The sequence below is a fragment of the Acidimicrobiia bacterium genome, assembly GCA_035651955.1.
GTDB lineage: Bacteria > Actinomycetota > Acidimicrobiia > IMCC26256 > JAMXLJ01 > JAMXLJ01.
The window spans coordinates 96331-116997 of record DASRES010000001.1 but is presented as its reverse complement, the minus strand read 5'-3'; the positions used below and the strand labels follow the sequence as shown (position 1 = coordinate 116997).

At 72.0% G+C, this 20667-nt stretch carries 15 protein-coding genes; 3 read left to right on the top strand and 12 right to left on the bottom strand.

The annotated features are described in order from the left end of the window. Nucleotides 1–19: 19 nt before the first annotated feature. Both VFC33_00575 and VFC33_00570 read left to right on the top strand, forming a co-directional pair. Nucleotides 20–1051, top strand: coding sequence for a radical SAM protein (locus VFC33_00575; protein HZR11717.1), 1032 nt, complete (start codon nt 20–22; stop codon nt 1049–1051). Nucleotides 1052–1055: 4 nt separating this feature from the next. Then, entirely contained in the window at nt 1056–4541 is a 3486-nt protein-coding gene (locus VFC33_00570; GenBank protein ID HZR11716.1) for an adenylate/guanylate cyclase domain-containing protein, read from the top strand. Nucleotides 4542–4574: 33 nt separating this feature from the next. Here the strand turns inward: VFC33_00570 and VFC33_00565 are convergent, their stop codons facing one another. The 12 genes from VFC33_00565 to VFC33_00510 form a co-directional block, all read right to left on the bottom strand. After that, nucleotides 4575–5543, bottom strand: coding sequence for a Gfo/Idh/MocA family oxidoreductase (locus VFC33_00565; GenBank protein ID HZR11715.1), 969 nt, complete (start codon nt 5541–5543; stop codon nt 4575–4577). A 2-nt stretch (nt 5544–5545) separates the two neighbouring features. Then, nucleotides 5546–6238, bottom strand: coding sequence for a hypothetical protein (locus VFC33_00560; protein ID HZR11714.1), 693 nt, complete (start codon nt 6236–6238; stop codon nt 5546–5548). Beyond that, nucleotides 6235–7008 carry a glucosamine-6-phosphate deaminase gene (locus VFC33_00555; GenBank protein HZR11713.1) on the bottom strand — a complete coding sequence of 258 codons (774 nt, stop codon included), beginning with the start codon at nt 7006–7008 and terminating at the stop codon, nt 6235–6237. The genes VFC33_00560 and VFC33_00555 overlap by 4 nt, the downstream gene beginning before the upstream one ends. Nucleotides 7009–7021: 13 nt before the next feature. After that, a complete protein-coding gene (locus VFC33_00550) occupies nt 7022–8389 on the bottom strand; it encodes a hypothetical protein (GenBank protein ID HZR11712.1) in 1368 nt (455 codons plus the stop codon). 52 nt (nt 8390–8441) lie between these two features. Continuing rightward, nucleotides 8442–8927, bottom strand: coding sequence for a RidA family protein (locus VFC33_00545; GenBank protein HZR11711.1), 486 nt, complete (start codon nt 8925–8927; stop codon nt 8442–8444). An 11-nt stretch (nt 8928–8938) separates the two neighbouring features. Beyond that, nucleotides 8939–9976 (bottom strand): dienelactone hydrolase family protein, encoded by a 1038-nt coding sequence (locus VFC33_00540; protein ID HZR11710.1) that lies wholly within the window; start codon nt 9974–9976, stop codon nt 8939–8941. Beyond that, nucleotides 9973–10677, bottom strand: coding sequence for a ThuA domain-containing protein (locus tag VFC33_00535; GenBank protein ID HZR11709.1), 705 nt, complete (start codon nt 10675–10677; stop codon nt 9973–9975). Before VFC33_00535 ends, VFC33_00540 begins: the two co-directional genes overlap by 4 nt. 46 nt (nt 10678–10723) lie before the next feature. After that, complete coding sequence (locus tag VFC33_00530; protein HZR11708.1) at nt 10724–11683, bottom strand: hypothetical protein; 960 nt, start codon at nt 11681–11683, stop codon at nt 10724–10726. Between the two features lie 73 nt (nt 11684–11756). After that, the gene (locus VFC33_00525) at nt 11757–14615 is read right to left on the bottom strand and encodes a branched-chain amino acid ABC transporter permease/ATP-binding protein (GenBank protein ID HZR11707.1); all 2859 of its coding nucleotides are present in this window, start codon (nt 14613–14615) and stop codon (nt 11757–11759) included. Further along, a complete protein-coding gene (locus tag VFC33_00520; GenBank protein HZR11706.1) occupies nt 14615–16864 on the bottom strand; it encodes an ATP-binding protein in 2250 nt (749 codons plus the stop codon). The genes VFC33_00525 and VFC33_00520 overlap by 1 nt, the downstream gene beginning before the upstream one ends. After that, entirely contained in the window at nt 16864–18234 is a 1371-nt protein-coding gene (locus tag VFC33_00515) for an ABC transporter substrate-binding protein (protein HZR11705.1), read from the bottom strand. Before VFC33_00515 ends, VFC33_00520 begins: the two co-directional genes overlap by 1 nt. Nucleotides 18235–18236: 2 nt before the next feature. Beyond that, nucleotides 18237–19577 carry an ABC transporter substrate-binding protein gene (locus VFC33_00510; GenBank protein HZR11704.1) on the bottom strand — a complete coding sequence of 447 codons (1341 nt, stop codon included), beginning with the start codon at nt 19575–19577 and terminating at the stop codon, nt 18237–18239. A gap of 200 nt (nt 19578–19777) precedes the next feature. Here VFC33_00510 and VFC33_00505 point away from each other — a divergent pair, with 200 nt between their 5' ends. Further along, nucleotides 19778–20665, top strand: a complete 888-nt coding sequence (locus VFC33_00505; protein ID HZR11703.1) for an NAD(P)-dependent oxidoreductase — start codon at nt 19778–19780, stop codon at nt 20663–20665. The last annotated feature ends 2 nt before the right edge of the window (nt 20666–20667 follow it).

The window sequence follows — 20667 nt, the reverse complement described above, 5'->3', positions numbered from 1 at the left end:
GTTCGCTACGCTGGGCGCCATGCCCGAACGGATCGATCCCGATCGGCGGCACCGACCGCACCGGTGGGCCGCGCTGGAGCCCACGGGAGAGGCCGTCACGCAGATCCCGCTCTTCGAGGTGCCCGAGCGTGAGATCGGCCGAGGCGAGTTCCGCGGGCTCGAGTTCGTGCACGTGCGGGCCCGGCAGATCATCAACGAGGTCCCCGACCGCTCGCCCGTCCCGTTCCGCTACACGATCAACGCGTACCGCGGCTGCAGCCACGCGTGCACCTATTGCTTCGCGCGCCCGACGCACGCGTACCTCGACCTCGACCCGTCGACCGAGTTCGACCGCGTGATCGTCGTCAAGACGAACGCCGTCGAGCGGGTGCGCGCGGAGCTCCACCCGAAGCGGTGGCGCGGCGATCCGATCGCGATGGGCACCAACACCGACCCGTACCAGCGCGCCGAGGGCAAGTACCGGCTCACGCGCGGGATCGTCGAGGTCCTCGGCGAGGCGCGCAACCCGTTCTCGATCCTCACGAAGGGGACGCTGATCCTGCGCGACCTCGACGTGCTCACGGAGGCCGCGCAGCGCACCGACGTGACGACGTCGTTCTCGATCGGCACGCTCGACGAGGACGTGTGGCGCGCGACGGAGCCCGGTACGCCGCACCCGATGAAGCGGGTCGAGGCGGTCGCGCGCCTCAACGAGGCCGGGATCCCGTGCAACGTGCTCGTCGCGCCGGTGCTCCCCGGCCTGTCCGACGGTCGCGACCAGCTGGACGCCGTCGTGCGCGCGTGCGTAGACGCGGGCGCGCCGTCGATCTCGGGTGTGCTGCTGCACCTACGACCCGGCGTGCGCGAGCACTACCTCGCGTGGCTCGCGGGTCACCGGCCCGACCTCGTCGAGTCGCACGAACGGCGGTACCGCACGGCGTACGCCCCCAGTGAGGAGCGCGCCGCGTTCGCCGACACGATCCGCGAGCTCGTCGCACGCCACCGCTCGCGGCCCACGCGTCCGTCGACCCGTCCCGCACCGGCCCGGCCGGCACGGCGGGACGTATCCTGACGCCATGTGTCCGGCCTGCGGCGCGCCCGTTCCCGAGGGCGCCCGCTTCTGCCCGTCCTGCGGGCGCGCGCTCGTCGTCCGGCACGACGAGCGGCGGGTCGCGACGGTGCTCTTCGCGGACCTCGTCGGCTTCACGACGTTCTCGGAGGCGGCCGACCCGGAGCACGTGAAGGGGACGGTCGACCGCTGCTTCGAGCGGCTCGTCGCGGACGTCGCCGCGTTCGGCGGGCAGGTCGACAAGATCGTCGGCGACGCGATCGTGGCGCTCTTCGGCGCGCCGGTCGCCCACGAGGACGACGCGGAGCGCGCGGTCCGGGCCGCACTCCGCATGCAGCAGACGCTCGCCGCGATGCGCGCCGCCGACGGGTTCGACGTCGAGATGCGCATCGGCGTGAACACGGGCGAGGTCCTCGTCGGCGCGTTGCGCGCCGGCGGGGACTACACGGCGATGGGCGACGTCGTGAACACCGCGAGCCGCCTGCAGACCGCCGCGGCGCCGGGCGAGGTCCTCGTCGGTCCCGACACGTACGCCGCGACGGCGGGCGCGGTGCGCTACGAGCCACGTGGCCCGGTCGTCATCCGCGGTCGGGAGGCACCGCTCGATGTGTGGCGCGCGCTCGAACAGTCCCAGCCGCCCGGTCAGCGGCGCGCACGACCGCCCACGCCGCTCATCGGGCGCGACGTCGAGCTCGACCTCCTCACGAGCGGCATCCGCAAAGCGGTGGCGCGCCGGCGCGCGCAGCTCGTCGTGCTGTCCGGTGAGCCGGGTGTCGGCAAGACGCGCCTCGCGCTCGAGCTGCGCGACGTCGTGACGGAGCACCACCACGCGTGCGTGCTGCTCGGGCACTGCGTGCCGTACGGCGAGGCGAACGTCTGGTTCCCGTTCGCCGAGGCGCTGCGCGAGCTGTTCGGCCTCGACGGCGGCGAGCCGGCGGATGTCGCGACCGCGCAGGTCCGTCGCTGCGTGACCGAGACGACGGGCCTCGACGACGCCGACCCCGAGGTCGTCCGCCTCGTCGAAGGGCTGCGCACGCTGCTCGGCCACGTCGACGACGCCGTCGAACCGGCTCGCGCGCGCGACGAAGCCGTACGTTCGCTGCTCGCATGTCTCGACGAGATGTGCGAACGGCAGCCCGTCGTCCTCGCGCTCGCCGATCTCCACTGGGCCGACGACGCGGTGCTCGAGGTGCTCGAGCAGCTGCTGCGCCGTCTCCGGGGCCGTCCGTTCGTGCTGTTCGCGACGACGCGTCCCGAGCTGACCGAGCGCTGGACACCGAGGCCCACGGGCTACGACGCGCTGCTCCTCGAGCTCGAGCCGCTCGACACCGACGCGAGCACCGCGCTCGGGCGCACGCTGCTCGGCCCCGACGCGACCGACGACGTGGTCCGCCTGCTCGTCGAGCGCAGCGGCGGCAACCCGTTCTTCATGGAGGAGCTCGCGGCCGTCCTCGCCGCGAGCAACGGGGGGCCGCGGACGGGTCCGCGCCCCGGCATCGCGGTGCCCGCCACGCTGCGCGGCCTGGTCGCGTCACGCCTCGATGCCCTCGATCTCGGTGACCGCGCGGTGCTCGACGACTGCGCGGTGGTCGGGGCCAGCGGTCGCGTGGACGTGGTCGACGCGCTCGCGCGCGAGCACGGCATCGCAGACGCACGCGCGCGGCTGGCGCGGCTCGGCGAGGACAACTTCGTGACCGTCGACGGCGACATGTTCGTGTTCCGCAGCCAGCTCGTGCGCGACGTCGCGTACGACATGCTGACGAAGGGCGAGCGCGCCCGCCGTCACCTCGCGGTCGCGCACCACCTCGCGAAGTGGGCCGGCGACACCGATCGGCTCGAGCAGGTGCTCGACGGGCTCGCGCGCCACTACGGCATCGCCGCGAACCTCACCGCGGAGCTCGGCGACGTCGAGGGCGTGCCCGCGAACCTCGAGTCGTCCGCGGTGGAGTTCCTCGAGCGAGCGGCGACGAAGGCGGAGCGGCAGGAGCGGTGGCGGGTCGCCGCGGACCTGCTCGCGATGGCCCTGAAGCTCACGCCCGTCGGCAGCGAGCGTCGGTGCCGGCTGCTCCTCGCCCGCGCGAGAGCGCGCGCCGAGCTGCGCCAGCTCGCGGCCGCGCGCGAGGACGCGCTCGCGGTCTCGCGCGAGGCGCAGGAACGGGCTGACGCCGAGACGCGCGCGGCCGCGCTCGTGGTGCTCGGCGACGTGGAGCACAAGGAAGGTGACCTCGTCGCCGCGGAGAGGACGCTCGACGAAGCGGTGAGCTGCTGGCGGGGTCTCGCACCGCGCGGCGAGCAGGCCGGCCTTGCCGACGCGCTGCGCGCGCAGGGCATGAATCGCATGTTCCTCGGGCGCAACGAGGCGGCCGCGGAGTCGATCGAGGAGGCGTTGGCCGCGTACCGCACCGCCGGCGACGAGCGCGGCGAGGCCTGGGCGCTGCAGAACCTCGCGTGGATCGCGTTCAACACGGGCGACATGGAGGTCGCCGAGCAACGCCTGCACGAGTCGGCGGACACCTTCGCGGCGATCGGCGACTGGGGTGGGCTGGCATGGGCGTTCGGGCTCCTGGCCTGGGTGCGTTGGGGCGAGGGCCGTCTCGACGAGGCCGAGGCGCTCGCGGTCCAGGCGTTCGGCCGCGGTGGCGAGTCGGGAGACCCGTGGGCGTCGTCGATGATGCTGGTGCTGCTCGCGCACGTCGCGGTGTGGCGCGGGAACGTGACGCTCGCGCTGGAGCGGGCGACGAGCGCGCGCGACCGCTTCGTCGAGATCGGCAACGTCTGGGGCGAGATGCAGGCGACCATGCCGCTGTCGCTCGCGCAGCTCGCCGCCGGCCGGATCACCGAGGCCCGTGCACTCGCGGCGCACAGCTCGGAGCTCGCGCAGGGCCTCTCGGACTCCATGCGGGAGGCGCCGGTCGGGCTCGAGGCCGCGATCTCGGTCCGCATCGGCGATGCGGCCGCGGCCCTCGAGTGCGTCGAGCCCGACAGCCCGGGGCCCGGGCACGACGACGCCCGCCTCGCCCACGGCCTCGCGCTCCTGCAGGACGGTCAGGTCGACGCCGCGCTGCGGACGTTGCACGTCGCGCTCGACACCGCGATCCACTCAGGTGTCAGCTCGGCGCTCACCGCCGCGGTCGCGATCGCCGAGACCGCGGCGGGCCGCCCGGCCGACGCGCTCGCCCGCTGCGACCACGCCACCGAACCCGTGACGTTCCTCGACGGCATCCACCTCGCGTTCGCACGTGCGTTCGCGTCGGCGCGCCTCGGTGACGAGGAGCGTGCACGCGCTCAGTGCGATCGCGCCGTGGCGATCGCGGACGGGACGGAGTCACGGCTCGAGCAGGCGGTCACGCGGCTGGCGCGCGCGCACGTCCTCGCGGTCGTCGCGCCCGACGAGGCCGCGAGCGCGGCCGCGGAGGCCGACGCCTACCTCGGGACGCTCGGGATCGCGGCGCGCGGGTGGCGGCGACTGTTCGCGCTCGCGGCGGGCGCCTGACCGCGTCTGACCGTCCGGACGGTCGGGAGCGCGTCAGGTGCGGAGCGCGTCGAGCACGCGCGCGCACGCGAGACCGTCCGCGAACGTCGCCGCGTCGCGAGGAGCGGCACCGTCGCGGACCGCGTCGCGGACGACGGCCGCCCACCGGGCCATCGGCCCCGCGTGACGATCGCCGTGTACGCCGGCGACGTCGGCCGTGAGCTCCTCGACCCGACCGTCGCTCGCACGCAGCACGAGCTTGCGGTCCCCGACGTCCTCGAGGACGCCGTCGGACCCGGTGACGACGATGCGGGGCGTCACGGTCGCGGCCTCGGCGAACCCGGAGTCGATCGTCACCGACACGCCGTCGCCGACGGTCAGCAGCGCAGCCAAGCCGTCCTCGGCGTCGCACTCGCGCAGCACGCCGTCGCCGTCGGGCCGGTGCGCGATCGTCGTGCGGGGCGCCGACGCGACGGCGCGCACGTCCCCGCGGAGGAGGAACCGCAGCGTGTCGACCGCGTGCGACGCCCACGCGCCGATCCAGCCTCCCCCCAGGTCACGCCGGAACAGCCATCCGTACGGGCGCAGCGGGACGCGAGTGCCCGCGCTCAGATGCGTCCACTGCACGTGCTCCACCCGACCGATGCGGCCGTCGGCGATCGCCTGTCGCAGCGCGCGCCGCACCGGGTGGTAGCGGAACTCGAAGTTGACGAGGTTCACCACGCCGCGGTCCCGCGCCTCCTCGTACAGCGACTGCGACGTCGACGCGTTCGTCCCGAACGGCTTGTCGCACAGGACGGCGTGACCGCTCCCGAGTGCGAGACGGACGTCGCGCGCGTGCAGGAAGGGCGGCGAGTGGACGGAGACGAGGTCGACGTCGCGCCTCGTGCAGAGCTCGTGCACCGCGTGCTCGTCGCGCGCGCTCACGACGTCGACGACCTCGCACCCGTCGGTCCCGGCGAACGCCGGCGCGACGACGCGCTCGCCGAACCCGCGACCGATCAGCCCCACCCGGACCGTCACCACTACTCCCCCGTCATCACGTCCGGCTCCGTACGAGTCGGCTCGACGGCGAGGTGGAAGCGGGCCAGGAAGAAGTGGCCGAGCGGCCCGATCCCGAGCGCGAAGACGAGCGTGCCGACCCCCACGTCGCCGCCCAGCACCCAGCCCACCGCGAGTGCGCTCAGCTCCAGCCCCATGCGGACGAGCCACAGCGGATGGCCGCGCGCCGCGAGACCCGTCATCAGCCCGTCGCGCGGGCCGGGCCCGAGGCCGGCACCGATGTAGAGCCCGATCCCGACGCCGACCACGACGACGCCGCCGACGAGCAGCAGGCCGCGCCAGACCAGCTCGCGCGGCTCGGGCAGCAGCGCCAGCGCGCCGTCGGCGATCCACCCGACGACCAGCGTGTTGACGACGGTCCCGATGCCGACCCGTTGGTGCAGCGGGATCCATCCGAGGAGCACGACGAGGCCGACGCCCACCACGACCGTGCCGAAGGAGACGCCGAGATGGTGCGCGATGCCGAGGTGCAAGACGTCCCACGGGCTCACGCCGAGGCGGGCGCGGATCATCATCGCGATGCCGAACCCGAGACCGACCAGACCCAGCGCGAGGCGCGGCGCGCGACGGCGCAGCTCCGCCGGGCTCGGGAACGTCACGACGTCGAGCGCGGGGTTCGCCGCGCCGGGGAGACGCCGCGCGCCCCGGTCGGTCATCGCCCGAGCAGTGACGACGAGCCGGCGTCCAGGTAGAGCGTGGCGTGCGGATGCCGGCGCAGGATCGACGCCGGGCAGTCGGTCGACACGGGTCCGTCGAGCGCGTCGTGCACCGGCTTCGCCTTGCGCGCCTCGGGCACGACGACGACGACCGTTCGCGCGCGGAGAAGCGCGGGGATCGTGACGGTCAGCGCGCGCGGCGGCACGTCGGCGATCGTCGGGAAGTGACCCTCGCCGACCTGCTGGGCGCGGCACCGCTCGTCGAGGTCGACGACCTTGACGTCGACCGGGTCGTCGAAGTCCGCGACGGGCGGGTCGTTGAACGCGAGATGGCCGTTCTCGCCGATGCCGAGGCAGCACACGTCCAGTGGGTGCGCCTCGAGCAGCTTCGTGTATCGCTCGATCTCCGCGTCGACGTCGGGAGCGTCACCACGGAGCTCGTGGAACTCCGCGGGTTGGACGCGCGCCACGACGTGCTCGCGCATGTACCGGCGGAAGCTCGCCGGATGGTCGGGCGCCATGCCGACATACTCGTCCATGTGGAAGCCGGCGACGCGGGTCCAGTCGACGTCCGGACGCGCGACGAGCGCGTCGAGGAACGCGACCTGCGAGAGGCCCGACGCGAACATGACGTTCGCCTCGCCCCGGTCCTCGACCGCCCGGTTGACCGCGCCGGCGACGTCGTACGCGGCGGCGAACGCGAGGTCGTCGACGGTGTCGAACACGCGGACGCGCAGGTCGCCGACCACGAAGTCCGGCGCGGTGCTCATCGCGTCGTGGTCCTCACGCGAACTGCGGGAGCCACGGCTTCGTGGCGTCGATCAGCTCGTCGGTCATGCGCGCGACGGTCTCGTAGTCGGTGCGACCCGCGAGCGGGTCGGCCAGCATCGCCTCGAACGCCGTCTCGCGGCTGCCCGTGAGCGCGGCCTCGACCGTGAGCTCCTGCGACGCCGCGACGCGGCGCAGCACCTCGGCGAGGAACGGCGGCGCGAGCGCGTGGTCGCGGCCACGCACACCGGAACCGTCCGCCACGCCGACGCTCTCGACGACGACGTCGTCGGGCAGGTCCGGGCACTGGCCGACGTTCGGCAGGTTCATCGGGAACTCCCCGTGCTCGCCGGTCAGGAAGCATGCGATCAACGGGGCGACGATCTCACCCGACTGCGCGGTCGGCAGCTCGTCCGCGGCGAGCAGCGCGTCGAGCGCGGCGACGTAGTCGCCCTGCGAGCGTTCCCGGTCCGCGATCGTCGTGAGGTGGACGCCCCACTCGCTGCCCCATCCCGACTCCTCGGTGAGGAACCCGGGGAGGAACTCGGCGAGGTGGCGATCCCCCGCCGCGGGGAGCGCACCGAAGCGTCGCAGCAGCTCGAACTTGATGCGGTGCGACTGCATCACCGAACCGATCGTGAGCTGCGCGCGGAGCGCGGGATCGAGGTCCTCGGGGAGATCGATCGGCAGGGGCTCGTCGGCCCGCTCGTCCGCGTGCTCGGCGAGGTCGCGCAGCTCCGCGAGCGCGTCACGACCGTCGACACGGAGCGCGGTGACCACCGGGAAGTGGTTGACCCCGGTGACGGTGAGATCGAGCTCACGCGCGTCCGCGCCGAGCAGCGACGCGAGCACGTGCCGGGTCACGGTCACCTCGTGACAGAGACCGACGGTGCGGATGCTCGTCTCGCGCGTCACGGCACGGCACAGCGTCGTCATCGGGTTGGTGATGTTGAGCATCCACGCGTCGGGGCAGAGCCGCTCCATGTCGCGCGCGATGGCGACGAGCACCGGGATGTTGCGCAGCGCGCGGCTGACGCCGCCCGGCCCGACGGTGTCGCCGACCGACTGGCGGATGCCGTGACGGGCGGGCACCTCGAGGTCGTGGCGCATGCTCGCGAAGCCACCCGTCGAGATCGTCACGACGACGTAGTCCGCGCCCTCCAGCGCGGCCCGCCGGTCGGTCGTGGACGTCGCGCACAGCCCGATGCCACGCAACTTCGCCACGTGCTCGACGAGCTCGACCATCTTCGGCAGCGGCGCGGGGTCGACGTCCATGAGCACGAGCTCGGCGTCCTGCAGTGCCGGCATGTTCGCGATGTCGAGCACGAGCGTGGGGGCCCACTGGTAGCTGCCGCCGCCGATGATCACGATGCGGGGAGCCATCGACCCTCCTGTGGACCTGCTGCGAGAAACCCTGATGCGCGTGTCAGTGACGCTACACGCGTGGGGTGGTCCGGCCGAGTGCCACCTCGACCTCGATCTCGACCGCACCACCCCGGGGTAGCGCGGCGACACCGATCGCCGAGCGCGTGTGGCGCCCGGCGTCCCCGAACACGTCGTGCAGCAGTCGGCTGGCGCCGTCGACCACGGTCGGCTGCTGCACGAAGCCCGGCGCGGACGCGACGAACCCGAGGACCGTGAGGACGCGCTCGACGCGGTCCAACCCGCCGAGCGCGTCGCGCAGGACCGACAGCGCGTTCAGCGCGCACCACCGCGCCGCTTCCGCGCCCTGCTCGGCCGTCACGTCCGCACCGACGACGCCGGGGTGCACGAGGTTGCCGTCGTGGTCGCGCGGCAACTGGCCCGACGTGCGCGCGACACCGTCGTGCACGACGACCGCGTCGAGCGGGTCGTGTGGCGGATACGGGCCCGGGAGCACGAGGCCGAGCGAGGCGAGGCGGTCGTCGATGCGGTCGGGCACGGGGCGGGAAGCTACCTGCCGCCGGATCCCACCGGCAGGAAGCGGTCGAGGAACCCGGCTACCGCGGCACCGTCGTACTGGTGCTCGCCGTCGAACACGTGGTGCACGACGGTCTCGCGCGGCGCGCCGAGCGCGTCGCACAGCTCGTGGAGCGCGGCGACCGTCTCGCGGGCGGCCTCCAGCGGGAAGATGAGGTCCTCGGCGCCCGTCTCGACGAGGAGCGGCGCGCGTCCTGCGACGCACGCGCCGACGTCGACGTGCTCGACCGCGGCGACCATCCCGTGCGCGATCTGCGACCCGCACAGGTTCCACGGAACCCGGTGCGCGGCCCGCAACGACGACACGTAGCCGGACACGACCGCGGCGCGCACACGGTCGTCCAGCGCGGCGAGGAAGAACGCGAGCGTCCCACCGAACGAGAAGCCGATCACGCCGAGACGATCGCGGTCGACGAGCGGATGGTCACCGAGCACGTCGAGCGCGACCGTGAGGTCCCACAGGTTCTGTGCGAGCGGGTCGTCACCGAACAGGACCGCGCTCACCAGGTTCGTGTCGCACGCGTAGTGGTCGGGCGGGTTCCAGTCGGCGCGCTCGCCGAAGCAGCGGGCGTCGGGCGCGAGCACGACGTAGCCCCGCGTCGCGAGATCGTGCGCGTAGCGACCGCCGGCGTCGTGCCCGTCACCGGGATCGAGCGCGCAGATCGCACCCTTCCCGGGCCCGTGACCGTGGAGCGCGAGCAGCGCGGGACCCGGTCGCGCTCGGCCGTGCGGGACGAGCAGGTACGCGGGGACGGACATCGTCGCGTCCGCGTCGAACACGACCCGTTCCCGGGTGTACGGGCCGCAGTCGACGGCCCCGGTCGCCTCGACGTCCGGCGGCACGCGCGCCGGTCGGTCACCGAGCAGCGCGCGCACACGGTCGCGTGCGCGCGACCGCCACTCGCGCAGCGTCGCGGCATCCGCGCCGGACGGGAACGGGTCGCCGAGCGCGGTCGCCTCGAGCCGCAGCATCCACGACGCCCAGGGCGACAGGTTGCGGGTGCGGCTCACGATCCGCCGAGCGCCCAGCCGAGCCCGCCCGCGAGGTGGCGCAGGTACGGCGGGCTCTCCCAGGCCCCCGGGAAGTGACCGAGGCTGGTCGAGAACACGCGCCCGTCGCCCTCGGTGAAGCACCACGACAGGGGGAACCCGAACGACGGCTGCTTCGCGCCGGGCGCGCCGAGGTCGAGCTGCGCCGGCGGGACACGAAGCAGCACGTGGGCGTCGGGTCGCAGGTCGCGGAACTGGTACACCTCGTCCGTCCACGGCCACGGTGTCGGGAGGTGCGCGGTCGCGGGATGGCCGCGGTCGGTCACCTCCACGTCGACGCGCTGGGTCCACGGATGCCCGTCGAAGCGCGCGCCGACCAGCGTGCCGTAGTCGTCCCAGCCGTAGCACGCGTCCGTCGCGGAGTGGATCGCCACGAGCGCGAGCCGTCCGGACCGCACGCCGGCGACGAGCTGCTCGCGCTGGTCGTCGCTCCACGGTGTCTCGCCGATCGTGAACAGCGCGACGGCGCGCGCCGCCGCGATCGCGCCGGCAGGGAGCGTGCGCACGTCGTCCACGCGCGTCGTCTGCAGCCCGTGCAGCTCCGCGACCTGCGCGACGCCGACCGCGGCCTGGTCGAGCACGCCGTGCACCCCCGCGGGCCCGTCGCGGTACGGCGCGACCTGGGTCACGAACAGCAGCGAGCCCTCGCGTTCGTCGCTCATTGACAGATTCCCGTCGTCATTCGGTACTGAGGTGTCAACGAGCGGGTCATCGCAGCGCCTCGCGCCACGGGCGCAGGTCCAGGTTCGGGTAGCGGCGCGCGGTGGCGTCGAGCAGTGCGGCGTCCCACACGCGATGACCGGGCGGCGGGAAGCCGAGCAGTGCGAGCTCACGCGCGGTCGAGCCCTCGACGAACGCGACCCACTCCGACGAGTTCGCGTGGGACTGCCACGCGTGGTAGCCGATCCAGTCGCGGTCCGCGACCTTGTAGCTCACGTTCAGCAGGAAGCGAGCGCCACCGGGCTCCGTCAGGTCGACCGCGCGGTGGAACACGTCGTTGCGGTACGCGAGGAGCGAGCCGCGCGGGCCGGCCGCCGGACGCTCCGACGCGTACAGCTCCGGGTCCCAGGCGGGCAGCACGAGCGGCTCGCCCGGGTCGTGGCGCACGGAGTCGCGGACCGACACGAGACGGGTCGGCGCGGTGCCGTCGGTGACGTCCGACAGGTACAGGAAGCCCTCGACGTGGTCCCACGGCGGACCGTGCCGCGCGGGGAGCCACGAGTGGTTGCGGTCGGTGTGCAGCGGCTGCTCGTAGTTCGTGAAGCCCGTGTACTTCGCGGTGAGCTGCGCCTGGTACACGACGACGTCGTCCGCGCCGAGCGCGCTCGTCATGAGCTCCACGATCGCCGGGTGCACGAGCAGCCGGTTGAGCGCGCCGCTCCCGGGGAACGGGAAGTCGCGCTTCCACGCGTGCTGCAAGGGACGGAATCCGGGACCGTCGGGCGGCCACACGTACGCCTCGTCCGACGGCGGCGGCGTCCCGAGCCGCCGCCGGCGCTCGCCGTCCGGATCCGCGTGGTACTGCTCGGGCGTCGGGAACACCAACGCAAGGTCGGCGACCGCGGCGTCGATGGTGTCGCGGTCGACGAGCCCCTCGCACAGGACCCAGCCGTGCTCGCGCCACGTCGCGGCGGCACGCTCCACGTCGACAGTGCCGACGTGGTTCACGTCTTCCGCTCTCGGCGACTCCGTCGCCGGGCCGCTCGGGCCACCGCTTCCGCTCGCCTCCCGCCTCGCTCGCTCAGGCATTGCTCCGGTTGATGGCGCGTTCGTCGGTGCCGAGATACGACGCGACCACGCGGGCGTCGTTGCGCACCTCGTCGGGGGTCCCCTCCGCGATCACCGCGCCGGCCTCCATGCAGTACACGCGGTCGGAGATCGCGAGGATCAGCGGCAGGTCGTGCTCGACGACGACGAGCGTCGCGTCCAGCTCCTGCTGCACGCGCTTGATCAACGGCCCGAAAGCCTCGGCCTCGCGTTGCGCGACGCCGGCGGTCGGCTCGTCGAGGCACAGGACGCTCGGTGCGACGGCCAGCACGGACGCGAGCTCGACGATGCGGCGGGTGCCCGTCGACAGCTCGGCGACGAGGCGGTCCGCGTAGCGCCCGAGACCGAGGAAGTCGATCAGCTCCGCGGCGTCGGCCCGCTTCGCGCGCTCGGCCCGCACCGCGGGCGGGAGGCACAGCAGCGACCCCCAGAACCCCGTGCGCTGCCGCGCCTCGAGCGCGAGCTCGACCGTCTCGCGCACGCTCAGCTCCGGGAACAACGTCGCGGCCTGGAATGTGCGTCCGAGCCCCATGCGCGCACGGCGGTGCGCGGCGAATCCGCCCACGTCCTCGCCGAGGAAGCGCACCGCGCCGCTCGCGGGCGCGAAGCCGCCGATCGCGTTGAGCAGCGTCGACTTGCCGGCCCCGTTGGTCCCGATGAGGCCGACGACCTCGCCGGGGTAGGCGCGGAAGTCCACTCCGTCGACCGCGCAGATGCCGCCGTAGCGGACGGTGAGATCGCTCGTCGCCAGCGCGGTGCCGTCCGTGTTCGTCCGCACGTGACCGCGACGGGTGCCGATGCCGGTGATCGACGCGGGTGGCGCGGTGACCGTCTTCACCGGCACCGCGGGCATGCGTTTCTCGAGCCACGAGAGCAGCGACCCGCGGATCCAGTAGCCGATCTGGGTGAACCCGCCCGGGATGTACAGCAGGATGATGAGCAGGCCGATGCTCGACGTGAACAGCGGGACGGTCTGGTTGTGCGGCCAGAACGTCGGGAGCCCGATGACCCACAACGCGCCCGCGACGCCGCCCGCGAGGCTGCCGAGGCCGCCGATCACGACCAGCGACACGAGCGTGAGCGAGTCCTCGACCCGGAAGAAGTGCTCGGTGTAGCCGATCGTCACGACGAGTCCGCCGAGGATGGCGCCGCCGAGACCGGCGACGAACCCCGCGAGCGCGAACGCGGTGAGCTTCGTGCGCGTCGGCGACACCGCGCACGCAGACGCGGCCGGCTCGTTCTCGCGCACGCCGATGATGGCGCGCCCGATCCCCGTTCTCCGGAGGTGCCCGACGGCCGCGAGCACGATCACGAGCGCGGCGAGCGTGAAGTAGTAGTACGCGCGGTTCAGGTGCGCGAGGTCGACGGGGCCGAGGCTTCCTCGGGGCAGCTGCACCGTGAGCGAGTCGGTCGTCCCGGAGAAGATCGGCCGGGCGAAGATGTACGCCTGCGCCGCGATCGCGAACGCCATGGTGCTGATCGCGAGGAGCAGTCCCTTCACCCGCAGCGCGCCGATGCCGACGAGGACCGCGACGATGCACGCGACGAGCGCGCCGAGCAGCAACGCGGGCACGAACGGCACCTTCGGCAGCGAGCCCTGCAGGATCCGCGTCGAACGCCATCCGATGTCGACCGAGACGCCGCGCACGAACGCGGCCGCGCTCAACGCCCCGACGCCCGCGAACGCCATCTGGCCGAGCGACAGCTGGCCGCCCCAGCCGGTCAGGATCGTCACGGAGATCGCGCAGATCGCGAACCCGAGGATCATGGCGTACGTCTGCTGGTGGAACGACTGGCGAATGATCAACGGCACCGCGACCGCGACGAGCAACGCGAGGCCGGCGACGAGCTGCGGCATCCGCCGGACCCACCAGACGTCGCGCAGGCGCTCGGGGACGGGCGGGACGCGCGGTGCGAACGAGAAGCTCTCGGCACCGGTGTCCGCCGTGCGGCTCATGCGCGCGACGAGGACCAGCACGAGGATCAGCAGCAGGAACTGGGTCAGCCCGACCGTGTCCGGGAAGTTGTAGACGACGATCTGGTAGAGGATCCCGACGGCGACCGAGCCCGCGACGGCGCGCGGGAAGGACGTCATCCTCCCGATCAACGCGGCGGTCAGGCCGAGCAGCAGCGTGTCCGGCCCGATCGACACGAGCTGCGAGGAGCCCTGCTCCGTCGCGTAGAGGATCACCGCGATCGCGGACAGGAACCCCGCGATCGTCCAGATCGCGGTCGACATCATCTTCGGGCTGATGCCGGTGAGGCGGGCGAGGTCCGAGTTGGTCGACGACGCGCGCACCGCGACGCCGAAGCGCGTGTGCCCGAGCAGCCACCACAGGGCACCGGCGATGATCGGCACGACGATCAGCGCGAGGAGCTGCGAGCCCTTCACCGTGATGCTGCCGAGGTGCCACTCGCTCGTCATGGGACTCGGGAACGCGGTGACGAGCTCACCGTTGCGGTACGCGGGCAACGTCATCGTCACGGCGCGCGCCAGTTCCGCGACCCCGATCGTCGCGACGAGCACGATCACGCGCGGCGCCCGGAAGAGCCGGCGGATGACGACGAGCTCGACGACCGTCCCGGCCAGCGTGCCGGCGCCGACCGCGAGCAGGAACGCGGGCCAGTACGGCCAGTGCGACTTGCCCGCCATCGACGCGAGCAGCGCCGCCGACGGTACGCCGAGGTCCCCCACCGCGAAGTTGATGACCCGGCTCGACCGGTAGACGAGCACGATGCCCATGGCGATCAACGAGACGATGAGCCCGCGGACGAACCCGATGAACAGGAGGTTCGACGTCCAGATGTGCGGCTGCAGCAGCGACGCGAGCATCAGCCGCCCTCGGTCCCGAAGAACACGGCGCGGGCCAGGTCGTCACGCTCGAGCAGGTCCCGTGCGGAGCCGGTGAACTTGACCTCGCCCTTCTCGAGGAACACGGCGCGGTCGGCGATCTCCAGCGCGACGTTGAGCGACTGCTCGACCACGATCATCGTCTGACCGCGCGACTTGAGCTCGTCCACGACCTCGAGCATGCGCTGCACGACGACGGGTGCGAGGCCGAGCGACAGCTCGTCGATCAGCAAGATCTCGGGCTCGTGGATGAGCACGCGCGCGAGCGCAAGCATCTGCTGCTGACCGCCGGACAGGCTGCCGGCCGGCTGCTCTCGACGCGCCGCCAGCTCCGGGAACATCTCGAGCACGCGGTCGACGCGCGCGTCGACGTCGACACCGCCGCGCGCATCGGCCCGGGTCCGGATCCAGGAGCTGACGGCGAGGTTCTGGTCGACGGTGAGCGCGGGGAACACGCCGTGCCCACCCGGCAGCGACACGATCCCCAGCCGGACCCGCTGCTCCGGCGAGACGTAGGTGATGTTGCGACCGTCGAGGCGCACGACGCCGCGCTCGGGGACCTCCAGGCCGCTGACGACGCGCAGGATCGTCGACTTCCCCGCGCCGTTCGTGCCGAGCAGCGCGACGCACTCGCCGCGGTGGATCTCGAAGTTCACGTCGAACAGGACCTGCACCGAGCCGTACGAGAAGTCGACGTTGGCGACCTGCAGCACCGGTGTCGCGAGCCCGAGCTCGGTGCGCTTGCGCTGCTCCTCCTGCTCCTCGAGCAGCTCCTCGACGACGAGCGAGAGATCGTGGCGCACGAAGCGCGCGCCGTTCATCAGCAGGAGCGCGCCGATCACGCTCGTCGGGACACCGATGACGAGCACCGCGCCGCGCACGCCGATCGCGTTGGTGAAGAAGTCGGCGAGGACGCCACCGGCGAACCCGCCGATCAGGACGACGTACATGACACCCATCGCGATGCCGAGACCGCGCAGCCGGTAGGGGCAGACGGCCTGGAGGACCGGCGTGACCATCGCGAACGCGCACGCGGTGAGCACGGCCTGCGGGATCCCGAAGATGACGAACCACACCGTGCTGTGCGTCGACACCTGCAGCGGCGTGAACAGCGCGGACGGCAGCAGCAGCAGGCCGACCAGCACGAGCGCCTTCGCCGGGTCCTTCCGGTACGTGCGGTCGAAGTACGCGCCGACGGGATAGAGGAACGGGACGGCCGTGTACCCGGCGATGCTCAGGATCACGCCCCGCCGCAGGATGTCGTGGACGTGCAGCGTGTCGTTCAGATAGAGGACCTGCAGGCTGCCGAGCGCGAACACGCCGAACCCGAGCGCGGCGAACGCCGCGATGGACGTCCGCACGGTCGCGATCTTCTTCAGACGCGCGAACGCGGCCTCCATCGACGGATGCGCGGGGTTCTCGTCCTCGATCACCTCGCCGAGCACGTCGTCCTTCTCGAACTGCCCGCGCGGCGGCTCGCGCATGGAGAACGCGGCGAGCCCGAGCACGACGCCCGGGATCGCGAAGACCACGAATGCCCAGCGCCATCCCTCCCGTCCGCCGATCCACACCGCGATCGCGCCGACGAGCACGGGACTGAGGTTCCCCACGATCTGCTGGCCGACGTTCATGACCGCGGCCATCCGGGCCCGGATCCCGATCGGGTAGTTGTCCGCGATCAGCGGTGGGTGCACCGCGAGGCCGCTCGCCTTCGAGATTCCGGTGAAGCAGACCATCCAGAAGAACATGAAGACGTTGACGGCGACACCGGTGAGGAACGTGAACAACGCGGCGACGAGGCTTGCGATGCCGACGATCGGGACGCGCCGGAACCGGTCCGCGAGCCAGCCCATCGGGACGGCACCGAGCGCGTAGAACAGTCCGGACGCGGTGCCGATGAACACGGCCGTCCCGCTGCTGATGTGGAAGGTCGAGCGCAGGTCGGGGGTGATCGCCTGCACCGCGTTCAGCGTGAGCTGGTCGAGCGAGATCATCAGCCCGAGGATCACGAACATGCGCGCGCCGCCGCGCAGCAGCGCGTCGTGCCACGACACGGGCTCCGACTTCACCCCGGGAAGGAGCTCGTCCGGGAAGAGGACCTGCTCCCGTGCGAGCTGCTGGGCGCGCTGACGCTCGGCCTCGTCCTCGAGGACGGCCGTCGCCAGCGCGGCGACGTCGCCCGGCGTCTCCGCGCCCTTTCCGGCCTCCCCGCCCTCGAGGACCCCGGCCACTAGGCGGCTCCCGTGATGTCCTCGAGCGGCGTCAGCGGCTTCCAGTCACCCGACGGCGGGATGGACGAGTCGAACGCGACGAGCCGGAAGCTGTCGTCGATGTCGTACTTGCCCGAGTGCAGCGACGCGTACGGGCCGCCGCCGCGGTTGGTGATCTTGCCGTAGCTGTTGACCGCGGCTGCCCACGTCGTCGCGTTCAGGTTCTTGCCGACGCGCACGGCGATGTCGTGGAAGATGGTCACGACCTGGCACGCGTCGTTGATGCTGCCGTTCGTGTCGAGGATCTTGCCGTCGGACGTCTTGATGATGTGCTCGGCGTCCGGGGCGGGCTTGCCCGTCTCCTTCTCGTAGATCGGCTTGCAGTACGCCCAGTTCGGCCCGGTGTCGTACTCGTGGCTCGTCGGCCCGTTCGCGCTGAGCATGCCCTCGTAGGGGTTCGGCTTGACGCCCTGCGCCGTCAGCTGCTGCCCCTCGCCCTTGATGTCGGTCGTGTCGACCATCAACAGGACCTTGGGCATCGCCTGGCGCAGCTTCGTGACGAACGCGATGGACGACACCTCGTCGCCGGACAGGAAGACCGCGTTCACGCCCTCGGTCTTCCAACGCTCGATGAAGCTGTCGAGCTGCGCCTGCGCGGCGGTCGTGTCGGTCGAGCTGCCCACCGAGAGGATCGCGGTCGTCCCGAGCGGTACGCCGAGCTTCCGCAGGCCGGGGACGATCGTCTTGTTGACGACCTCCGACTCGTTCGTGCCACCGAGGACCGCGGCCTTCTTGCCCTTCAGCGTCTTCTGCTTGTCGAGCAGCTGCAGCAGGATCCGGGCAACACGCTCGTTCGTCGCGCCCGGGTAGACGACGAGTCCGGGTGGCGCGGCCGCGATCTCGGCGTCCGTGAGGTTGAACGTGAGCAACGGCGTATGGTGCTGCTTCGCGACGCAGCTTTGCGCGTCACCCGAGAAGTCGATGAAGGTGCCCAGGACCGCGAAGACCTTGTCGTCCTCGGTGAGCTTCGTGCACACGTTCAGCGGGCCGGAGCTGCCGACCGGGCAGTAGGACTCGAAGAACGGCACGATCTTGCGGCCGTCGATCCCGCCCTTCTGGTTGATGTCGTTGATGTACGCGCTGTACACCTGGTCCTGGTTCTCGCGGATCGTGTCCGTGAAGTTCCGGACGCAGCTGAAGTCGACGAGCGCGACGCCGAGCTTGATCTCCGTCGGCGTGACCCCGACGGCGGGCGCGTTGGACGCCGCGCTGTTGGCCGCGGTCGTGGTCGACGAGCCCGAGGACTTCTTCGACGAGCTGCCGCAGGCGGCGAGCGCCGCTGTCGCGGCGAGCACCGCGACGACGATCGTGAGCGTTCGCGACGGCCGCATGGTCAGCTCCCTCCCGTCACGTCACGCACGGGCGTGAGCGGTCGCCAGTCGCCCTTCGCTCCGATCGACGTGTCGAGCGCGACGAGGGCGAAGCTGTCGTCGATGTCGTACTTGCCCTGGTGCAGCGACGCGTACGGCCCCGATCCCGGGTCGTTGATCTTGCCGTAGGAGTTCTCGGCCGCGGCCCACGAGTCCGCGTTGAGGTTCTTGCCCGCGCGCAGCGCGATGTCGTGGAAGAGCGTCACCAACTGGCACGCGTCCGTGATGTTGCCGTACGTGTCGAGGTTCTTGCCGTCCGGGGTGGTGAGGACCTCCTGGCTGTTCGGCGCGTGCTTGCCGGTCTGCTTCTCGTAGATGCCCTTGCAGTACGCCCAGTTCGGGCCGCTGTCGTACAGCGCGTGCGGGTACGTGGCGGTGAGCATCCCCTCGTACGGGTTCGGCTTGACGCCCTGTGTCTTCAGCGCCGAGGCGTACTGGTCGAGCACGTCGGTCGTGTCCACCATGAGCGTCACCTTCGGCATCGCCTGGCGGAGCTTCGTGACGAACTGGGTCGACGAGGCGACGTCGCCGGAGAGGAACACCGCGTTCACGCCCTCGCCCTTCCAGCGCTCGATGAAGCTGTCGAGCTGCGCCTGCGCGGCCGTCGTGTCCGGGTTGCTGCCGGTTGACAGGATCGCGGTCGATCCGAGCGGGACGTTCGCCTTCTTCAGGGCCGGAACGATCGAGTCGTTCACGATCTTCGTCTGGTCGGTGGCGCCCATCACCGCGACCTTCTTGCCCTTCAGCGCCTTCTCCTGCTCCAGGAGCTGGACGACGATGCGGTCGAGCCGCTCGTTGGTCGTGCCCGGGTAGAGGATGAGCCCGGGCGGGGCGGCGCCGATGATCGCCTGCGTGAGATTGAACGTGAGCAGCGGCGTGTGGTGCTGCTTCGCGACGCAGCTCTGCGCGTCGCCGGAGAAGTCGACGAACGTGCCCATCACCGCGAAGACCTTGTCGTCCTCGGTGAGCTTCGTGCAGACGGCGAGCGGCGCCGCGCTCCCGATCGGGCAGTACGACTCGTACACGGGCACGAGCTTGCGCCCGTTGACACCGCCCTTCGCGTTCACGTCGTTGAAGAACGCGTTGTAGCCGACGTCCTGGTTCTCGCGGATCGACGGCGTGAAGTTCTTGATGCAGTTGAAGTCCACGAGCGCGACGCCGATCTTGATCTCGGTCGGCGTGACGCCGACGCCCGGCGCGCTCGACGCGCCGGCGTTCGACTTCGCGGTCGTCGTCGACGACGACTTCTTCGACGAGCTCCCGCACGCGGCGAGCAGCCCCGCGGCCACGACCGTCGCCAGCACCCCCGCGAAGACGCGAGGCCCCACCCGCGACGCCGACGCTCGGGCCGGGCGTCCTGTCACGCTTCCCCCCACCGTTCCCCCCACCGTCCCGCCCGTGCGGGCGCTGTCGGTCAAAGTACGGACGGGCACTGGTAGCGTCAAGGGTTTCCTGACACGGCAGTCACATTCGTGCGACGGCCGCCGCGTGGCCGGAGGTGCTGATGAGAGTCGGTTTCGTCGGGCTCGGGGCGATGGGTCTCCCGATGACGAGGCACCTCGTCGACGCGGGCCACGAGGTCACCGTCGCGTCACGCAGCCGCGGGCCGATCGACGCCGCGGTCGCGGCCGGCGCGCGCGAGGGCGACGGACCGCGCGGCGTCGCGGAGGCGAGCGAGATCACCCTCCTGTGCGTGCCGAGCTCGCCCGACGTCGCCGGCTGCGTCGACGACGCGCTCCCCGTGCTCGGACCCGGGAAGATCGTCGTCGACACGTCGACGATCGACCCCGACGTCGAGCGCGCGCAACACGATCGAGTCGCGGCGACGGGCGCGCGCTACCTCGAGGCGCCGCTGTCCGGCGGAACGGCAGGCGCGCAGAACGGGACGCTCACCCTCATGGTCGGCGGCGACGCGGCGACGCTCGACGCGGCCCGTCCCGCGCTCGAGCCGTTCGCGGGACTGATCGTGCACGTGGGCGGGCCGGGCATGGGCCAGGTCGTGAAGCTGTGCAACAACATGATCTACGCCGCGCAGATGCTCGCGACCGCGGAGGCGACCGCGATGGCGGCCAAGGCGGGTGCCGACCTCGCGAAGCTCCACGAGGTGCTGACCCACTCGACGGGTGACTGCGTCGCGGTGCGCACCCGCCTCCCCGAGGCCGGCGTCGTTCCCGAGAGCCCCGCGTCGAACGGCTGGAAGCCGGGCTTCATGACCGACCTCATGGCCAAGGACCTCGATCTCGCGATCGCGTACGCGGCGCGGGCCCGGACACCGGCGTTCACGTCCGGGATCGTCCGCCAGATCCTCGGCGCCGCGAGCGCCGCCGGGTACGGCCGGGAGGACTTCTCCGCGCTCGCGAAGGTCGTGCGCGAGCTCGCGCACGTCGAGTGACC